This is a genomic window from Amycolatopsis sp. TNS106 (assembly GCF_019330265.1).
Classification (GTDB): Bacteria; Actinomycetota; Actinomycetes; order Mycobacteriales; family Pseudonocardiaceae; genus Amycolatopsis; species Amycolatopsis lurida.
In genome coordinates this window covers 1,785,639-1,804,301 of record NZ_CP024972.1, presented here as the reverse complement: position 1 = coordinate 1,804,301, position 18,663 = coordinate 1,785,639, and the positions used below count along the sequence as shown (strand labels likewise).

The 18,663-nt window shown below is 64.9% G+C and carries 11 protein-coding genes and 1 pseudogene; 7 read left to right on the top strand and 5 right to left on the bottom strand.

Going from position 1 to position 18,663, the window contains the following annotated elements:
* Positions 1-25 precede the first annotated feature (25 nt).
* From CVV72_RS07975 to CVV72_RS07960, 4 genes are read left to right on the top strand one after another with little or no spacing between them, the layout of a single operon-like run.
* Positions 26-1,024, top strand: coding sequence for an NAD-dependent epimerase/dehydratase family protein (locus tag CVV72_RS07975; RefSeq protein WP_219151758.1), 999 nt, complete (start codon positions 26-28; stop codon positions 1,022-1,024).
* Positions 1,017-2,363 (top strand): UDP-glucose/GDP-mannose dehydrogenase family protein, encoded by a 1,347-nt coding sequence (locus CVV72_RS07970; protein WP_219151757.1) that lies wholly within the window; start codon positions 1,017-1,019, stop codon positions 2,361-2,363. The genes CVV72_RS07975 and CVV72_RS07970 overlap by 8 nt, the downstream gene beginning before the upstream one ends.
* Positions 2,329-2,898, top strand: a complete 570-nt coding sequence (locus CVV72_RS07965) for a cysteine dioxygenase family protein (protein WP_219151756.1) — start codon at positions 2,329-2,331, stop codon at positions 2,896-2,898. Before CVV72_RS07970 ends, CVV72_RS07965 begins: the two co-directional genes overlap by 35 nt.
* A gap of 8 nt (positions 2,899-2,906) precedes the next feature.
* Positions 2,907-3,308, top strand: a complete 402-nt coding sequence (locus CVV72_RS07960) for a rhodanese-like domain-containing protein (RefSeq protein WP_219151755.1) — start codon at positions 2,907-2,909, stop codon at positions 3,306-3,308.
* A 5-nt stretch (positions 3,309-3,313) separates the two neighbouring features.
* On the opposite strand, the gene CVV72_RS07955 is transcribed toward CVV72_RS07960, so the two are convergent.
* The 3 genes from CVV72_RS07955 to CVV72_RS07945 all read right to left on the bottom strand — a co-directional run bounded on the left by CVV72_RS07955 (position 3,314) and on the right by CVV72_RS07945 (position 5,331).
* On the bottom strand, positions 3,314-4,192 hold the full coding sequence (locus CVV72_RS07955; RefSeq protein WP_219151754.1) for a hypothetical protein: 879 nt from the start codon (positions 4,190-4,192) through the stop codon (positions 3,314-3,316).
* An 11-nt stretch (positions 4,193-4,203) separates the two neighbouring features.
* Positions 4,204-4,542: a spore germination protein GerW family protein gene (locus tag CVV72_RS07950; RefSeq protein WP_219151753.1), complete on the bottom strand. Its 339-nt coding sequence runs from the start codon at positions 4,540-4,542 to the stop codon at positions 4,204-4,206.
* 351 nt (positions 4,543-4,893) lie between these two features.
* Positions 4,894-5,331, bottom strand: a complete 438-nt coding sequence (locus CVV72_RS07945) for a maleylpyruvate isomerase family mycothiol-dependent enzyme (protein ID WP_255632577.1) — start codon at positions 5,329-5,331, stop codon at positions 4,894-4,896.
* Positions 5,332-5,832: 501 nt separating this feature from the next.
* On the opposite strand from CVV72_RS07945, the gene CVV72_RS07940 reads away from it, so the two are divergent.
* The 3 genes and pseudogenes from CVV72_RS07940 to CVV72_RS07930 all read left to right on the top strand — a co-directional run.
* The gene (locus CVV72_RS07940; RefSeq protein WP_219151752.1) at positions 5,833-7,503 is read left to right on the top strand and encodes a hypothetical protein; all 1,671 of its coding nucleotides are present in this window, start codon (positions 5,833-5,835) and stop codon (positions 7,501-7,503) included.
* Between the two features lie 411 nt (positions 7,504-7,914).
* Entirely contained in the window at positions 7,915-8,499 is a 585-nt protein-coding gene (locus CVV72_RS07935) for an Ltp family lipoprotein (RefSeq protein ID WP_219151751.1), read from the top strand.
* A gap of 849 nt (positions 8,500-9,348) precedes the next feature.
* A pseudogene (locus CVV72_RS07930) lies at positions 9,349-9,675 on the top strand (lysine 2,3-aminomutase); the annotation flags it as partial.
* A gap of 144 nt (positions 9,676-9,819) precedes the next feature.
* Here the strand turns inward: CVV72_RS07930 and CVV72_RS07925 are convergent.
* Together CVV72_RS07925 and CVV72_RS07920 are read right to left on the bottom strand one after the other, a co-directional pair.
* Positions 9,820-10,233, bottom strand: a complete 414-nt coding sequence (locus tag CVV72_RS07925) for an integrase (RefSeq protein WP_219151749.1) — start codon at positions 10,231-10,233, stop codon at positions 9,820-9,822.
* 114 nt (positions 10,234-10,347) lie between these two features.
* A complete protein-coding gene (locus tag CVV72_RS07920; RefSeq protein WP_219151748.1) occupies positions 10,348-18,618 on the bottom strand; it encodes a SpvB/TcaC N-terminal domain-containing protein in 8,271 nt (2,756 codons plus the stop codon).
* Between the last annotated feature and the right edge of the window lie 45 nt (positions 18,619-18,663).

Below are 18,663 nucleotides of genomic sequence, written 5' to 3'. Positions count from 1 at the left end.
CGGATTCTCTCTGGGGGAGAGCCCTATGGGCGGTCGTAACGGCCAAGGCTCGCCGGTCCTCGTGACCGGCGGCGCCGGCTTTCTGGGCTCGCACCTGTGTGAGCGCCTGCTGTCGTCGGGTCGAGAGGTCGTCTGCGTCGATGACCTCTCGACCGGCGTCATCGAGAACATCGAGCCGCTGATGTCCGATCCGGCGTTCGAGTTCGTGAACGCCGAGATACCGAGCCAAGCGACAGCGGATCTTCTCACGACGGTGCATCCGCGCTACGTCATCCATCTCGCGTCGCCGGCGTCTCCTGTCGACTTCGACAGGATTCCCATTCGAATCCTTCAGATCGGCGCGTACGCCACCGATTGGGCATTACAGCTGGCGTGGAGGAACGACGCGCGGTTCGTCCTCGCCTCGACCTCGGAGGTCTACGGCACGCCTGAGGTACACCCGCAGGTGGAGTCCTACTGGGGCAACGTCAACCCTGTCGGTGTCCGTTCCGTCTACGACGAGGCCAAACGATACGCCGAAGCGCTCGCGATGGCCTACCACCGCCAACACGGAACGAACATCGCCATCGCGCGTTTTTTCAACACCTACGGACCCCGTATGCGCGCCGACGACGGACGCTTGATTCCGCAACTGATCTCCGAGGCGCTCACCGGCCTGCCGCTCACGATTCACGGTGACGGGCAACAAACCCGCTCGCTCTGCTACGTCGACGATCTCGTGGACGGCATCGTGCTCCTGATGGAAAGTGACGTCCGCGGACCGATCAACCTCGGAAATCCCGAGGAGTACACGGTCGAACAGGTCGCCCGCGTGATCGCCACGACGACGGGTACCGAGCCGCGATTCGCTCACACCGCACCACGTACCGATGACCCGGTCCGCCGTCGACCGGACATCTCACTGGCACAGTCGCTACTCGGCTGGCAACCGCGAACATCGGTGCGCGCTGGCATCCGGCGTACCGTCGACTGGTACGCGGACAGGACGCCCCGTTTGACGGTCTCGGCGCGAAGCGATGGTTGATCGGAACATCGCGGTGGTCGGGGCAGGTTATGTCGGGCTGACCACCGCGGCGTGTCTGGCCAGCCTTGGACACCGGATCGCTTGCGTCGACAACGACCACGACAAACTGGCCGCACTTCGCCGCGGCGAAGTCGGGATTCTCGAGCCAGGACTGAGCGAGCTCGTCCTCGAGGGCATACTCCGGCGCAAGCTCTCCTTCACCGACGACCTGATCGAGGTCTCTCGGCACGCCGACATCGTGTTCCTCTGCCTCCCCACACCGACGACATCATCAGGGCAGGCGGACGTCAGCACTCTGCAGCACGTGACGGGACAGGTACGGGCGCATCTGCGTTCGGGGGCGGTCGTGGTGGTGAAGTCGACCGTGCCGGTCGGCACAGGTGACGACCTCGTGATCCGGCTCCGTCGAAGTGACGTCGAAGTCGTCAGCAACCCCGAGTTCCTCCGTGAAGGTCATGCCGTCCAGGACTTTCTCAACCCGGACCGGATCGTCGTCGGCTGCCAGAATCCCCGCACGGCGGAACTCGTTGTGGGGCTGTACCGGAGCCCGGATGTCACGACCGTGACGACGGACCGGCGTACCGCGGAGATGGCGAAGTACGCCTCCAACTGCTACCTGGCGGTGAGGTTGTCGTACATCAACTCGATCGCCGCACTGTGCGAGTCGACCGGCACAGACGCACTCGATGTCGCGCACGTGATGGGCCTCGACCCACGCATCGGGCCGGCGCATTTACGTCCAGGGCCTGGCTGGGGTGGTTCGTGCCTGCCGAAGGACTCACGTGCCCTGCTGGCCACGGCCAAGGCCGCCGATGTCGATTTCGATGTCCTGGACGCCGCTGTGCGGTTCAACGCGGCCCACCAAGATCGTATGGCGCGGCGGATTCTCGCCTTGCTGGGCGACGGCCCCGGCCGTCCCCGGATCGGAGTCTTGGGATTGACGTTCAAGGCGGGAACCGGTGATCTCCGGGATTCGCCTGCTCTCGCCATCGCGCGAAGACTCGGGGAACTCGGCGCCGAAGTGACGGCGTTCGATCCCACGGTCCGCGGCACACCACAGGCGCCGCTCGCGGTCGATGACCCGTATCAGGCCGCCAAAGGAGCGCATGCTCTCGCGGTACTGACCGAATGGAACGAGTTCCAGGAGCTTGACTGGCACCTCATCGACCAGCTGATGGAAGGCGACCTCGTCGTCGACACACGGAACGTCCTCGACCCGGCTCAGCTCGGCGCGGCAGGCCTGCGGCTTCATGCCTTCGGCCGGCGGATCGGCACCGAGCGTCTGGAGGTGAAGGGAGCGGTTGATGGCATCCCTGTCCGACATGCCGACGATCAGTGAACTGGTGAACGTCCCGGGTGCCGCCGCCTCCGTGTCGCAGCGCAGCCTGCTCGAGACGGCCCGGCGGATCGGCGATCACCGTGGACTCTGGGACCAGGAGGTCGAGTTCGACCTCGCTCGCCGCCACTACGCGCGGCTTTACCGGGATCACCTCGTCGAGGTGTGGCTGATCTGCTGGGACTACGGGCAGGACACTCTGCTCCATGACCACGGTGGGAGCAGCGGAGCTTTCGCCGTCATCGACGGCGAACTACTCGAAGACTTCGGCTCGGTGACCGGTGGCAAGCTGACGACGAGACGTCACCGAGCCGGTGGCGGTGCCTTCTTCGGTCCGCGATACCTGCACAACCTTGTCGCCGCGAACGCTGTTCCGGCGGTCTCCATCCACGTGTACTCCCCACCCCTGACCAGCATGAACTTCTACTGCCTCGTACGCGACGGGCTCTACCACCTCCGGCGTATCCCGACCGAAAGCCCCGAACCCGACACCGCGGACCTCGTAGACGAGGCAGCCGACCGCTACGCCAGTGCATGATGAAGACCATGGACACGATCTCGGGGTTGCTGGAGCGGGTACGTGAGAACATCACCCGCTACGAGCCGGACGCGGCTGCTGAGCGGCTACGTGGCGGCGCTCTGCTCATCGACCTCCGGCCGCTGGAGTTTCGCCTTCGTAACGGCGACATCCCAGGTGCGATCGCAGTGTCAAGGCATGTTCTCGAATGGCGCCTCGACGTCACGAGCTCCTGGCGTCTGAAGGAACTGGCGTACGAGGACTACGACCAAGAGGTCATCTTGCTGTGCAATGAGGGCTATACCTCGAGTCTCGCCGCTCACCAGGTCATGTCCGCGGTCGGTCTGCGCGCAGTCGGTGACGTCGTCGGCGGGTTCGCCGCCTGGAAGGCGGCCGGCCATCCCGTCGTCGAGCGGTCTGCCGTCGAATAAGACGTTCAGGAGGCCGGAAATGACTCGATGTCGTCGCCGACGCTCGAGTAGCGGCTCGTACCCGCCGAGTACACGACTCGGTGCGTGAACGCTGGTGATGCGACCTTCGAAAACAGACGCGCGCCGACCCTTTCGGTGGTCATGCGGAGGTCGACCACGTTGTTGGGCGTCGCATCTCTCGGTCCCGCAGATGCCCTGTTCAACGGTGGCTGGAAGTAGTCGACCAGCGCGGACGCCGTCAGTCCCACCAATTCCGCCGCTGCGTCGTCAGAATCCCGCATGACCGTTGGTTCTGGGTCTAGCTCAACGAGGACAAGCCAGGCCTCCACGTCATCCGGCACATCACGAAGTGATTCCACCAAAGTGGGGTGAGTGATCAGGCTGCTGAACGCTCCCGCGCGCGTCGTACTGGTGAATGCCCTACCCACGTATCGAACTCCGAGGTCGAGGAACCGACCGCCGACATCCGCGCGCTCCGGCTCGCTGGCACCCGCAAGGGCCTCGGCCAGGAGCGAACTGGCTCGCCGACGGAAGATCGTGCTTCCGTCGGCATCCCGACCCTCTACGACGTCGTACGGGCTTTGACACATCAACCGCATGTCATTGGGCAGTTCCCTCGCAGGCCACTGGCAGGCGACCGCGCTGGTGCCGTCGGCATCGGCTGTCCGAAACTCAGCCCGCAGATGGCCTTCAGCACTGGCCAAGCTGCCGGGGACGATGGTCGTCCGGGGCCTCCAACCCACCAGGTGAAGCGGGAAACGGTCGAGAATCCCGCTCGTTCTCGCGTCGACCGCCGTCTCGAGCATGACGTGCGGTTCCAGCATGACGCAGTCACCGACGACGTCGAGTCGGCTCTGTCCCTCGCCGCTCTCGGCACGGACCATCGCGAGTACTCCTAATGCGTGTCACGAAGCCGCTTCTTGGTGCGGGCTCGAACCACTCTCGCACGCACGAACATCGCGACCGCGACGGCCTTTCCCACGCTGGACACGAGCTGGTTGACATTGATGACAGGACGAAAACGGACACGCCCGTTCGTGATGACGTACATGCCGACCGGCTGGGCGCACATCCCGTATCCGCCTCCGTCCCCAGACGCACCTTTCTCGTCTTCGCCTCCGCCCGCTCCCCCACCACCGCTGACGAGCGCGACGGGGATGAGGGTGACTCCGTCCCGCTCCAATGGTTCACCGAAGGCGGTCTTCACCGTCATGGTGGTCCGCACGGTCGTCATGAGTTCTTGGAGGTACAAGGCCGCCCCTAAGCAGAAGTGGTTGCGAATACCTTTCATGGGCCGCCATGAAGCCCCGTTCGTGGGCAATCACGATAACGGCGGTTCCATCTTCCCGCTCTTCGCGTCGTCGCACCACGGCTGCGCGTTGGCACCTTGTCTGACTCGACAGGAGGCGACGCACGTCGCCGAGCTGACTCCGAAGTCAGGCCGAAACCTCGACCCAGGGCGCCCGTCCCAGGAACGCCAGCATTTGCGTCTGCCTGTCGGCTCCAGCCGGCGGAGTCTCCGCCGGTGCGAAGAACCCCGGCCGTCGCACGATGTTGGATCGTGCCCAGTCCCACGCCGCATCGATCAGCTCATCATGCAATCGGATGTCCTTCCCGAGTCCGTGCGCGATGTCCCATGTATGTGCACGTGATCGGTGATCAACAAGCTCAGCACGCCGGCGAGCGGCACCTCGCCGATGCCGACGATCGAGACCTGCCGCGCAAGAGCCTCGTCAGTCAAAGACCCTACTGACACCGCCCGGGCTTCTCTCCAAACCTCGACGGGATCTCCACCGGCCAGGACACCGGGCGTCAGCGCACCAGGAGCACCTGCCCGCTCGTCGTACTCCTCGTCCAGTGCCCAAGCGCGCATCTGCCGCTGACCCCAGACCACGTGACCGACGACGTCCCGGACCGTCCATCCGGCACACGCCGATGGCGAGTCCCATTGATCAGGGCGGACGTCCCCGAGCACGGCGTCGAACTCCTCTTGCGCCCGTCGATACAGCTCCATGATGTGCATCTACCCATCCTTCATCCAGTGACTTCTCAAAGGACGATCGGCGAGATCGAGACTCGACATGTGGGCACCGTCGTTGTCGAGTGATGAGTCAAGGCACGCGGTGAGCTCGGTATCGAAACGATCACCATTCAGACAGAGCGTTACGCAACCAATCCATACTCGCGACTCCCCCGTATGGCAAGCAACGTGCCCGATCCGCTCCTCGCAGCTGCACAAAACGGGACCGAGTTCCGCGTCAGCACGCTCCCTCCCGAGTCCTTGCGAGTCAGTCAAGACCCTGGGCATCACCTGTCCGCGCACCTGATTCGTGAGATCCTCCGCACAGACACTCGCGGACTGGACCCAAGGGGGATTCGCGTAGTCGGTGCGAGGATCACCGGCGAGGTTGATCTGCGGCACATCCGCCCTCAAGTCGGTTTGGCTTTCATCAGGTGCGCGTTCGACAACGGAGTGATACTGGAGGACGCGCACCTCCCGTGGCTGTCCCTCACCGGCTCCCACATGCCACAGCTCACGGCGAACGGCCTCGAGGTCGACGCCAAAGTCGACCTCGACCGCGGCTTCACCGTGGAAGCAGCCACTGGCAACGCCGTCGAACTGATCGCCGCGCATATTCACGGCAAGCTCAACCTGTCCGGCGCACAGCTCACCAGCAAGAGTGCATCGGCACTCGCCGCGGACCGGCTCCGTGTGGACGGCTCGCTCTGCCTCAAGGAGCACTTCTTCGCGAGCGGCGCGGGAGACAACGGGACCCTCAGTCTGGCCGAAGCCCACGTCGGCGGCCAGCTGATCCTGACGCAAGCCGAACTCATCAACAATTCAGGGCCGGCCTTCGTCGGCGAGCAGATCACCGTCGATGGCGCGGTCTTCATGTCCGCACCGTTCGAAGCCGTCGGACACGGACCAGCCGGCACCATCCGTCTCCGCTCGGCGAACCTCGGCAACAGACTCACCCTTGACGGCGCACGACTCACCAACGACGCGGGCCCCGCCTTCTCCGCTGACGGCATCCAGATCACAGGCGACCTGTCCATGACAGGCGGGCTTCAAGCGTCAGGCCACGGGGAGCGTGGAGCGATCCGCATGACCGGTGCCCGCATCGAGGGAGAGCTGGACGCGTCCAGCGCAGAAGTCACCAACACCACAGGACCGGCGATCTCGGCTCGTGACATCCAGATAGGCGAGACCCTCTACCTCAGTGACGGATTCATCGCCCGAGGAGAAGGGGCTGACGGCGCAGTCCGCTTGACAGGCGCAAAGATCGGCGCCCAGCTCGTCGGCACCAAGGCGCAGATCACCAACCGGTCCGGCCCATCCCTGTCCGCGGAACGACTGCACGTCCACAACAACATCGACTTCAGCAAGGAGGCAAAATTCGACGGCTCCATCGACCTCACGAGAGCCGTTGTCGAAGGCAAGCTCGACCCCACCGGCATCGAACTGGTCGACAAGAATCGCAAAGTCCTCAACCTTGCTGTCGCCAAGGCGAACGAGGTAGCCCTCTCCCCCAGAACTGTCTGCACGGATAACCGGGAGCACGAGACATTGGCCGCAGAAGTCGACTTCGCCGGCTTAACCTACACGTACTTCCCTGACGTCGACTCAGATCAATGGCGCCACCTACTGCGCTACCACACCTCCGGCTACAGTCCGCAGCCGTACCAGCAACTCGCGCTCCTGCTCAAGTCGTACGGACACGACAACGAGGCCCGCACCATTCTCCGCGCTCAACAGGACGACTTGCGAGCCCGAGGCGATCTCGGCGGCCGGTTCGCCCGCTGCGTCCACTCACTGTGGGGACTGCTCGCTGGATACGGCTACCGCGTTCGCAGAGTTGCGGGTGCACTCGCCATCGTGCTGCTGCTTGCGTCGACCCTCGGTGTCATCGCCGGAAGTGTCCCCGCCGGCGACACCGGAAGGCCTGTCGCGGCACCCACCTCCGCGACAGCTTCGCCCGGCACCACCTGCTCGCTCATCGAACGTGTCGGGCTCGGCCTGGACCGCGGTCTTCCTTTGGCCAGCACCGGCATCCGCAGTCGCTGCGACCTAGACAGCTCCACGTTCGCCGGGCAGGTCTTCACCGCGAGCCTATGGCTGATCCAGTTCCTCATCTGGGGTCTGGCAACGCTCGCCATCGCCGGCTACACCGGCCTGATCCGACGGCTCTCCTGATGCCTTGTCGACGAGGTCGCTGAGCGCGGTCGCGACGTCGTGGTTCATGTGATGGCGGTGCCATCCAGCACGACATTCCGTGCACAAGTGGACATGGCTAGGAACAATCGGTGAAGTTCGAACCATGCCGGATAGGCCGGTCCTCAACCATGTCCGTCTCGGACGGTCAACACCGGGCAGGCAGGTCGCCCCAGTCGTCGGGTCCAGTCCGGAACGCTACCGTGACGCAACGGGACTGGGTCATGACGCCTGACCCCGCCAAGCTCCTCTCCGCCAGCGACTCGATCTTGGTCCATCCCTGGCTTACACGGTTGGCATGACACGGCACATGCCTCGAGGGCAGACATGACCGGCGTAACACACAGAGCAGGACGCACGACTACGAATCACCTCGTGCCAAGGAGCATCCTCATGATCAAGGGCGTCGCCCTCTTCACCGCGGCGGCCGCCGCGGCGGTCACCCTCACCGCCTGTTCCGGTCGTGGCATCGGCGATCTCGCTGTCGGCGTCACGACTCCCGTTCCTGCTTCGACGCCCAGTTACACGCCGCCAGCGTCCTGCCCTCCGTTGCAGACCGGGCAGTCATGCATCAACGGGCAACAGGCCCAGTCCAGCCCGACCAGTGAAGCTCCGCAATCACCGCCCCAAGTCGAGTCCAGTCCAGCCAGCGAGGCTCCGCAGTACCCGCCCCAGGTCGAGCAGGCCCGCATGTCCGCGGAGTCGTATCTCGGCTACAGCGCTTTCTCGCGAAACGGCTTGATCGACCAGCTGTCCTCGAAGTACGGCGACAGCTACCCGAAGAACGTCGCCACCCAGGCAGTGGACAGCCTGAAGGTCGACTGGAACGCGCAGGCAGCCAAATCGGCACAGTCCTACCTGGACTACACCTCGTTCTCCTGCACCGGCCTGATCCAGCAGCTGTCATCGAGGTACGGCGGGCAATTCACCAACGCCCAGGCCAAGTTCGGCGCACACCAGACGAAGGCGTGCAAGTGAGGTCACTGTGAACATCGCCGAACACTCCACTCCCCTCGCGCCTCACCTGTCGCCGGAAAGATCCGCCGAATCCACGTAGCCGTCCGGCAACTCATCCCAGCAAGCAGCTGCATGTGGTGCGACGGCCTCATCAACCCGACCGCACTGGCGATGGACATGCTCCCAGGCAAAAGCAAAGAGCGAGCCCGCTACGTCGAAGAGGTCCCAGCCCCAGAGTGATCGCACTCAACAGCCTCGCCGCTAGCGAAGCCGTGACCACTTCATGCTCGCCGTCACCAACCTTCACACCGATGACGACGAACACTTCTTCCTGCACTTCCCGCGCAGCGGACAGCGCGCCCATCAAAAAGCCCGCCGTGACCCAACATGCCCCACATGCTCCAGCCTCGGCCGCCTCGCACGCGGTGACGCCCCTTCCTGAGCCTCGCCTCCCCCCTCACAATGCCCCGACAAGGGCAACAGAGGCCGCGACTGGGTGTGACACAGTGCAGTTCCATCACTACGCCAAGCTGGCTTAAGACAGCGCGATGAGCCTCAGTCAACGAGCCAAGGGGCTCTACGGAATACGAGCCCCGAAACGCACTAAAACACGCCGGATCGCCAACAACCTCGGACCTCTCGCCCGGCACCGCTCACTCAATCAAGCGATAGCGCACCCCGACGCCGGGTGCCACGATAAGTAGGTCCAGCGACCTTTGCTCGCTGGTGAGCTGGCCACACGCGAGCCGAAAGTTATCGTCCTGTAACTTTCTCGGACGGCCCAGAAACGGCCCAGGAATCCAATGTGGACGTTCGCGACGGCGAACGCAGCAGGTGGAGGGCTCATCTAGGCGACGCCCTACGTCAAACTTCGCTCTGTGCGACATGATCCCCAACGCCGAACACTGGCGGGTTTCCGTGCACGAGGCGCAGGAACTCCAGCACGCGATCATGGGGTATCTGCCGGGGTACGCGACGCCGCGGATCGTCTGCGACGTGCCGTACGTCGGGAAGCGGTGGGTGCACCAGCTGGCGGAGTACGACCGCGAGCTCGGGATCTCGTACTGGACCAAGAACTACCGCACCGGGATCGAGCACGAGGACCCGGAGGCCTTGAAGCGCAAGTACCCGTACTACGACCCGATCTCCACGCTGCCCGAAGCCGGTCAGCGCTGGTGGGCCAACCAGACCGGTTGACTTCTGTATGCAGGTAGATGAAACCGGTGGCCCCAAACGCCGTTTGGGGCCACCGAAATCGGTCGTCGGCCGTAGACCCATCGATCAGCGTCTCGAGCATTGAATACCGACGAGTGTGCGTACCGAAAACCTCATTCGCGCAGTTCAAGCTGCAAGTCGGTACTCGTGGATGACTTCGCCAATGCGGTCTTGTCGGCATATGACGAGGTGTTCAAGCTGGTCGGGTTTGAGGGGTGCTGGGGCGGCGAGTGATCGGCGGGTTCGGTGCGAGCTGCAGTGACGCTCGTGCTCGCGAAACGCGTACCGGAGACGGGTTTCGTTCCAGTTCAGGCTGCGACCCGGCAGCTCCGCGCGCAACGTCTTGACCCAGCGTTCGGTAATCGCGTTCATACGGGGTATCCGGACACCGGTCAGTACGGTGGCGATCCCGGCGCTACTGAGGACCTCGTCGATCAGCGCGGCGTATTTCGCGCCGCGGTCGCGGATGAGGAACTTGATCCGCGCGAGGCCGTTGGCGTCCTCCAGGTCCATGAGCAAGTTGCGGACGGCCGGCCGCACGCCGGTGAGGGTGGCGGTCTCGATGAAGTCCTACGTCAAGACCGCCACCCCTTCACGGTTCCAGGGTTTGCGTGTGCCCCGAACAGATCCCGTCCAAGGACCTTCCGGCATAAGTCAGCACGACTGTACGTTCCCTTGATTGCAACGGGGGATTGGTGGCGGCTGCTGAATTACTCCGGCCTCCACAAGCTTCCCATGATTCAACCAGATCTCTTTATTGAAGATCTCCGGGGTGATCTCGCTGTCGCCGTACTTGTTGCGGAGATCGATACCAAATTGAACTGCGGCCTGATCCGCAGGATCAGTCTTATGGTCACCCTCTTTGCGATCGGCCCAGTCGGCGCCTTCGGTCAGCTCGATGGCGGTAAACCCGGCGGCGGTGCCAACGTATCCAAAGTGAATGTTAGACCAGGCATCGTTTCTCAAGTAGCCGTCATATTCTTCAGGCGCATCTCGATCATGTCCGAGATCCTTGTAAATCTTCTTCTTGTGATCCCATGGGCCACCCGTCTGCACGAGACTAATGAATTTCTCGTAGGCCTTCACTTTGGTTGCGGTGGCACTCTCGGGAGTGACAGGGCAATATCTGCATAGTTTACCCGAATTTAATTGTCGCAGCTCAGCGGCATCTGACCCCTTGGCGTTTTTATTCATCTCACTCGTCATATTGCCCAGAAGCATCTGATAGTTCTCTGGCGACCTGCCGGTGGGGTCGGTCAACTTTACCGGGTTGTTGTGGGCGTAGGTGTGGGTGGCGAGGTTGCGGGGGTTGGTGATGCCGCCCGCGACGTTGGAGTCGAGGTAGTCAGGCAGGGCCGGGTCCGCGCTCGCCCAGAGTTGCGTTCTCGGGTTGTAGTAGCGAGCGCCGTGGTAGTAGAGGCCGGTCTCTTCGTCGAGTTCCTTGCCGGTGAACTTGTACGGCGTATCGCTCTGGCCTGCCCGCTCCTCCACCCAGGTTTCCCCGAACGGCATGTACTCGAGGTGTTCGGTGACGTTGCCTTGCCTGTCGGTGACGTACCCGGATGAGCCGAGGTGGTCGGCGTGGAAGTAGGACTGGGCGTTTTCGGGACCAGTGGCGGCGACGGTCTTGGTGGTGAGGCGGCTGTCGCCGATGAAGATGTGCTTGAAGCCGGTGCCATTACGTTCGGTGTAGCCACGGTTGGGGTAGAGCGACATGCCATCGCCCTGTTTGATGACGCGTTCGCCTGCCGCGTCGTAGGTGTAGCCGACGGTCGCCGCCTGGCAGCCTGCCGGGGTTTGAGGAACCGTCGCGGTGGCGGCGTCTTGGTTGCAGGCGAGCCGGTTCTCCTCGTCCCACACGTACTGGCGTCGTTTGCCCTCGGCTTCGGTGTTCACCGTGTCGGTGAGGTTGCCGCTCGCGTCGTAGGCCTGGGTGATCGGGCCGACCTTGCTCGGCGCGTGGGGTTTTCCGCTCCCATAGTCGTACTTGTAGTCGTAGCTCCCGGCAGCCTCGATCGGTCCGACCGTCAGCGGGCCCAGCGACGCCGGGCTCCCGCCGCCGCCACTGACCGGCGACACAGGACTAGACCCGCGGTTCAGCGCCGCCGCCTGAGTGGTGGTGCCGGTGATCTCGTGGTGCTGGGTCTTGCCGGTGGTGTTGTGGATGGAGTCGTAGCTCAGCGCCAGGGTGTACTTGTCCTGCTGGTTGCTCTTGGTCGTGTACTGGCCGCTGGCGGAGGTGAGCTGGTACAGGTCGTCGTAGCCGAAGGTCTGGCTGCTCGGGCCGCCGATCGTCGGGTTCTGTGCCGTGCTGTTCGTCAGCTGCGTGATGTTGCCGACGTTGTCGTAGGTGTAGCCGAGGTTCTGGAACTCGGTGGCACCCGGCGTCTTCGACTTCAGAGTGGCGAGCCTGCGGTCGGCCTGGTCGTAGGTATAGGTGGTGCGCACCCCGTTACCGGCCTGCTGCAACACCTTCTGGCCGAACTTGTCGTAGTCGAGGCGACCGAGATAGACATAGTCGGTCCCGTTCTTGGTTCCGGTGGCGCGGGTGACCCGGCCGCCGGTGTCGTAGTCGTAGCGAAGAACTTCGCCGTCCGGGTAGGTCATCTGGAGGACGCGGTTGAAGGCGTCGAAGCGCCATCCGGTGGTGTAGCCGCGGTCCGCCTGCCCGGCGATCTTGATGGTGCGGGTTTCCCGGGTGGTCTCGCCCAACGGGCCATAACCACGGGTGAGGGTCCCGGCCGCGTCGCGGATCTCGGTGATCCGTCCGGCGGCGTTGTCCGGCGCGCCGGCTGCGCCATAGGTGTAGGTGACGTTGTTGGCCGGGAAGGTCGGGTAACGAACCGCGGTGAGGCGGCTGTGGTCGTAGTCGTACTCGATCTGCTTGCCGCCGGCGGTGATCTTCGCCGTCGGGTTTCCCGCCAGGTCGAAGCGCGTCTCGGTGCGGCCCGCATCGGGGCTGTCGAGCACCGTCCGGTGGCCGAGGGGGTCGTACTCGGAGCGGGTGGTGTTGTTCTTGTCGTCCACCACGGTGGTGATCTGCCCGAGCGCGTCGTAGCCGTAGCTGGTCCAGATCACCGCTTGTCCCCCGGCCGGGTTGAACTCCTTGACCGCGGTGGTCTTCTCTCGCAGGTCGGCGTAGCTGCGCTTCTGTTTGCCGTTGCCGTCCGTCGCGGTCGTCTCGAACCGGGTGACGCCGGCGCGGTCGGGGCCGAATCCGTAGGCCACGGTGGTCGTGACCTCGTCCGGCTCGACCGCCTTGACCGTCCGGTCCAGCACGTCGAACGAGGTGCGGGTGGGTGCCACGGTGTCGAAGGCGGCGTTGAACGTGGTGTTGCCGTCGCCCTTGGGCTCGGTCACGGGGTGGTACTGCTCTACCACGCGGCCGGCGAAATCGAACTTCATCCGGCCGGAGACGGTCATGACCTGGTCGGGGGTGTCACCGGGATTGTTCGCGACCGACGCGTCCTTCTTGGTCTGCAGAACGCGTTTGAGGCCGTCGGTGAAGGTGACGGTGTCGATGGTGTCCTCCCGGACACCAGTGGCATCACGGTCGAGGTGACGCGTGGTGGCGTACGGAACGGCGGCTTCGGGGTGATAGTCGAAGTCGATCGTGGCCTTGCCCGACCCGATCTCGTACGGTCCGGTGACGGTGTCCAACCGGCCCACGCTGTCGTAACCGCGCAGCATCTGCTGGCCGTTCTGGTCGGTGGTGCGGTCCGGTTGCCCGTATTTGAGGTTGTGCGTCGCGCCCGACCGCAGCCCGAAGCTATCGACAATAGACTCGACGTGGACGCCGACGACCGCGTCGTAGCCGTACTCCAGGCGGTACCGCTGACCGGACTTGCCTGCCGGCTTGGTGACCGCTTTCAGGTTCCCGTCCGGGTGGTACTCCAGGTCGGTGTCGGCAGAGGTGGTGTCGGTGAGGTATTGACGGACCTGCCGCACCGCCCCGGTCACGCAGTCCACTGTGGATTCGCTGCGCCGTGACAGGTCGGCGCCGCCGCGCTGCTCGAGCCGATTCGCGGTACCGACCAGGTTCCGCGTCCGGCAAGCCGGGTCGGACGCGGAGTAGCCGTAGGTGGTCTCCACGTCGTCGGCGGCGCCCTCGTCGGCGGCGTCGAACGAGCGGATCAAGTTGCCGAAGTCGTCGTACGACATTTCGGTGTAGGTGGATTTGCCAGGTTTCTCGGCCCCTTCGTAGAAGCGTTTGTCCACCCGGGACAGAGCTGCGAACACGCTGCCCGGTGCGGTGTCGCGGAGCTGATAGGTGTTGACGGTTTCGGTGAACGGCCGTCCCGCACCATCGGTGCTGAGGGTGCGGGCGAGCAATCCGCGGGTATACGGACTGTCGGTGCGGTATTCGTCAGTGGTCGAGCGATAGAGCGCCTCGGCAGCGCCAGGGTCACGTTGTTCGGTGACGACCTTGCCGAAGCCGCGGAACTCGCGTTCGAGCCGGTCGTACTTCCCCTGTTCGTAGCGATACGTGGTGAGCTGGGTATCGGCTCCGTCACCGCGATGACCGTCGGACACGCTGGTGCGGGACAGCACCCAGCGGGACTCCGGCGTCGCCTGCGTGTTACCGGTACGGGTGTAGTCCAGATCGATCTTCCCACCCAACGGCCGCGTCACCGTGCGGAGCAGGTTCGTACGGCCGGTTTTGTTGACCGCGACCAGCAGCTCGTTGTCCCGGGTGGATTTGACGTGGTCGGCCAGGCCGTCGCCGTTGATGTCACGCAGGCCGATCTCGGCACGGCTGATGCTCGTGGAGGCGTTGACGCCGGGGTTGAACACGAATGTGCCGACCGGGGTGGGGACTGGGAACGTGAAGTAGACGCCCGCACCGAGGGTGGCGTTCTTGTCGACGGCGATGTCGGTGAAGCCGCCGCGGAACGGAGTGGGCGCGGTGAAGCCGGTGCCGGTGTTGATGGCCACCTTGATCGGATTGGTGCCATCGGTGAAGACGCGGTCGGTGAGACCGTCGCCGTTGACGTCGAGCATGCTCGCGTTGGTGAAAGAGGTGCCCAGTTCGGCGGACAGTCCCCCGGCGAAGCCGTAGTTGTCGACGTTGAAACCGAGGTTGACGCCGAGGTTGCGGGTGGAGGCGTCGTTGATCGGTCCCGCTGACCAGGGTTCCCTGGTGGCGAAGCTGTAGCCGAGGTTGAGCTGGGCGTCGCCGTTGGCGAAGACCTTGTCCGGCAGACCGTCGCCGTTGATGTCGACGAGGTCGACGCGGGTGTCGGACTCGCCGCCGCCGAGGCTGCCACCGATCCCGAGCGCCGGTTGGACCGGGCCGGAGGTGGCGGTGTTGTTGCTGCTGCCTGCCTCCGGAGCGGCCAGGCCCAGCGCACTGGCCATTGTCGCGGCCTCACTGCCGGCGGAGTAGGACACGTTGCCGGACAAGGTGTCGGACTCGCGGACGTTGCCACCGAGCGTGCCGCGCCGAGCGCCGAGCCCGCCGTTCATGTCGGTGAACTGGATCTCCTTGGCGCCGACGACATCGGGAAAGCGGTCACCGTTGAGGTCGACGTAGTCGACGGAACCCGCGGTGATCCCACCGACGACCGTGCCCCCGAACGGGCCGGCGGACAGCGTGCCGGACACCTGACCGGTCACGCCGCGACGCATCGCGGTGCGGTCACCGGCGACATCGGCGTCGGTGACCACGTCGATGGTGTCCGCGCCGAGCCGGGAACTGGTCGCCATGGTGGAGGTGAACCAGGACGACTCGTCCTGCGCGGACCAGCCGCCTTTGGCCGGGTTCGGAGCGAAGATCGCCAGCCGGGGCATGGTGATCCGGGGATTCGCGGCGAACCCCGGGATGTCGGCTTCCTTGGGTTCCCGGGGAAGGGCGTCCTTGAAGCTCTGGTCGATCGCGAGTTCGGCCTGTTTGATGGGCTGGGTGGCGCGGTCGCGGTTGGCCTGGTAGCCGATCACACCCCAGCCGCGGTAGGGCTGCGGGAACGCACCCTGCTGAGCGGAGCCGTGTGCCGCGCTCGGCGCCGGGCTGAACGTCGGCCATGGGGACGAGAGGTCGTAGGTGACCTTCGCGGACTGTTCGGCGATCAAGCCGAACAGGTAGGGATCCGTTGTGGAGTGGTCGAAATACAGCTCGTCGCCCTCGGTGACCGGGACTACCACGTCCAGGTCCTGGCCGGGCGAGCCGTACTGCCCGTTGACGATGTCGACGACCCGCTTCCCCAGCAACTGCCCGCCGCGCTTCTTGACGGTGAAGGCGATCTTGGTCGCCCCGGGGAAGCCGAAGTTGAGCTTCACACCCGGCCGGACCCGCAGTTTGCCGGTCTTGGTCACCTTGTAGGTCTGCTGCGGCGCCTTGAGGGTGTCCGCGGGATACATGTCCACGTCGAACGGCGGGCTGATCACCAGGCTCGGCTGCCCCTTGTCGTCGACCAGCGACTCCACCCCCGGCGCCTCCGTGTAGTGCGCCTTCGGCACCCAGGACACCGCGGAAACGTCGATCGGGGAGTCGGTCTTGATATGCCATGACATCTTCTCGAACTGGCTGACCGGGAGGCTCATGTCGATCGTGGTGGTCCCGGTCGACCCGGCAGGAAGGACCTTGCGAAACACCTCCGCCGGAGCGTGCACCCCGTTGCCCTTCGTGATCACCACGGCCACGTCGTCCGAGGTCACCTTGCTCTTGACCACGTCGCCGGTCAGCCGGAGCTTGCCGGTCACCGGCACCATCACCTGCGACGAGCGGCCGCCGAGCGTGAAGTCCGCGGACGCACGGAACACGGTGTTCGCCATCCCGTTCACGTCCGTACCGGCCGCCAGGTCGGTGTAGGTGATCGTCGGATCCCACGCCACCGTGTCGTACTTTCCGTCCAGAATGGACTGTGTGCGGAAGTAGAGCGCGTCGCCCTTCTTCACCGCGACCGCCGACACGTTGGCCGGGGTGAACTCCGTGTGGTCGTCCGGGCCGATCCGTTGCGCCCAGAGTTCGGTGTCCTTGGCCTGGATGGTGACCCGCACACCGTCGGCTTTGGTGTACGCGGCGCGCGCGGGCGACGGGTCCACGGTCAGTTGCACCCGGCCGTCGACGCGGACGGTGCCGTCGAACGGCGCGACCCAGCGGCGTACCGAGTCCAGCAACGGCGAGTTGTCGACCTGCTGGTTGAACTGCGCTGTCTGGTCACCGACGATCTCGCCGGTCACCGCCCCGCCGCCGACCGGCACCGGGGTGCGGGTGGAATCGGCGGTGTAGGCGGGCTGCCCGTTGACGTCCAGATAGCCGAACAGCACACCGCCGTTGTTGACCAGGTCAGTGAGGCCGTCACCGTTGACGTCGCTGAAGAACCGGTCCGACGTGGTCGTGGTCCCGATGAAGTCCAGCTGCGCGGCGACAGTGAGGACGAACGCCTCGACACCGATTGTGCCCGACAACGTCCGTTCGGTGGAGATCCCCGGGAGGTCGCGCAACCTGATCGGCGTGTCACCGAACTTCGGTTCACCTCCGGGGGTGCTCAGATTGGGGCGGTAGTGCACTTCGTTGTTCTTGCGGAAAACCTTGTCCGGCAGGTTGTCGCCGTTGACGTCCACCAGCGCCGACAGGCCATCGGACTGACCGGCGTTGAACCCGACCTTCAACCCGACGCCACCTTGCTTGACCGGTAGCCCCTGCACGTTGTAGCCGGCGAACAAGTGCGCGCCGAACCCGACGGAGGTGTTCGCCGAGATCGCACTCGCCTCACCTTCACGGATGTTCACGCCAAGGTCGTCGTCCGGGACCGACCACCCGGCGGCACCGGCGAACCCGGTGTAGTTGCCCGCCTGGTCACGCACCTCGTCGAAGTAGTCGAACGAGTGCGTGTTGAACAGCTTGTCGTCCTCGCCGAACTGAGACACCGAGGCGAGGAGGGTTTTCGCGTAGGCACCGGTTCGGTAGTTCAGTTCGTAGGCACGGATCAGCTGGTCGTCCAGTTTGACCTCGACCCGCCGCAGCAGATCGGCGGTCACCTTCTTGAACCCGCCACGAGCGTCGATCTGTACGTCGCCGCGGCGCGGCTCGCCCCGGTCCCGGTCGCGCAGGAACGTCACCGAGTATTTGCCCTCGGTCGCGCCGTGGCCGGTGTAGGTGATCCGCCGCGGATACAGGTTGCTGCCCAGCACCGTCGACTTCTCGGTGCCGCCGTCTTCCACCCGGGCGTAGTGGTAGCGCAGCACGTTGTCGTTGGTGTCGCGGACCTCGCGTCCCGCCCACGTCGCCACGTGTCCCGCGGCATCGGTCAGCGTGGTGTTCTCCGCCCCGCCGAACACCGTGCGAGTGCCCGACTTGTCGGTGACATCCCACCAGTAACCGGCTGGATTGTCCCCATGGCGCACGATCCGGTCGAACCGGCTCTCCGCGCGGGCGTGGAACACCTTCTCCGCCGACCTCTTCTGCAACTCGCCCCGATGGGCGACCGGCGTGAGCTGCTCGCCGTTCAGGAGATAGGTCTCGGTCTCCAGAGCCGCGTCGAACCGCGGTACTCCCCAGCGGGTGTCGACCGTGATCGCCGGCATGGCGACGTCCCACCCGACGCCCAGCCAGCCGTTCGCGCCCGCGGAGCTGTACGTCACCGCCAGCTTCGGCTCCAGACCCGCCCGTCCCTTGGGCACCTCGAGCGGGTAGGACATCCGCGCATCTCCGGAGCTGTTCGCCGACGGTGGCGCGATCAGGTTCACCCCGGCCCCCGGATCGGCGGCTTTGATGTCCTTGATCTGATTCGGATCGAACGCCGTCCCCTCGGGGTGTTCCGGGGCGGCCACCGCGCCATCCGCACCTGACGCCTGCCCCGCCATACGCATCGAGGCGGGCGGGCCCGCACTCGGGACCAGCATCGCCACCAAAGCCAGGAACAACAGCACCACCACGGCCTTGTGGCGATGACGAACCGGACGAGCCCACACGAAGGCAGACATGCCCCCGACCCCCTCTGGATCAGTGAATTCGGTTTACCTTGACCC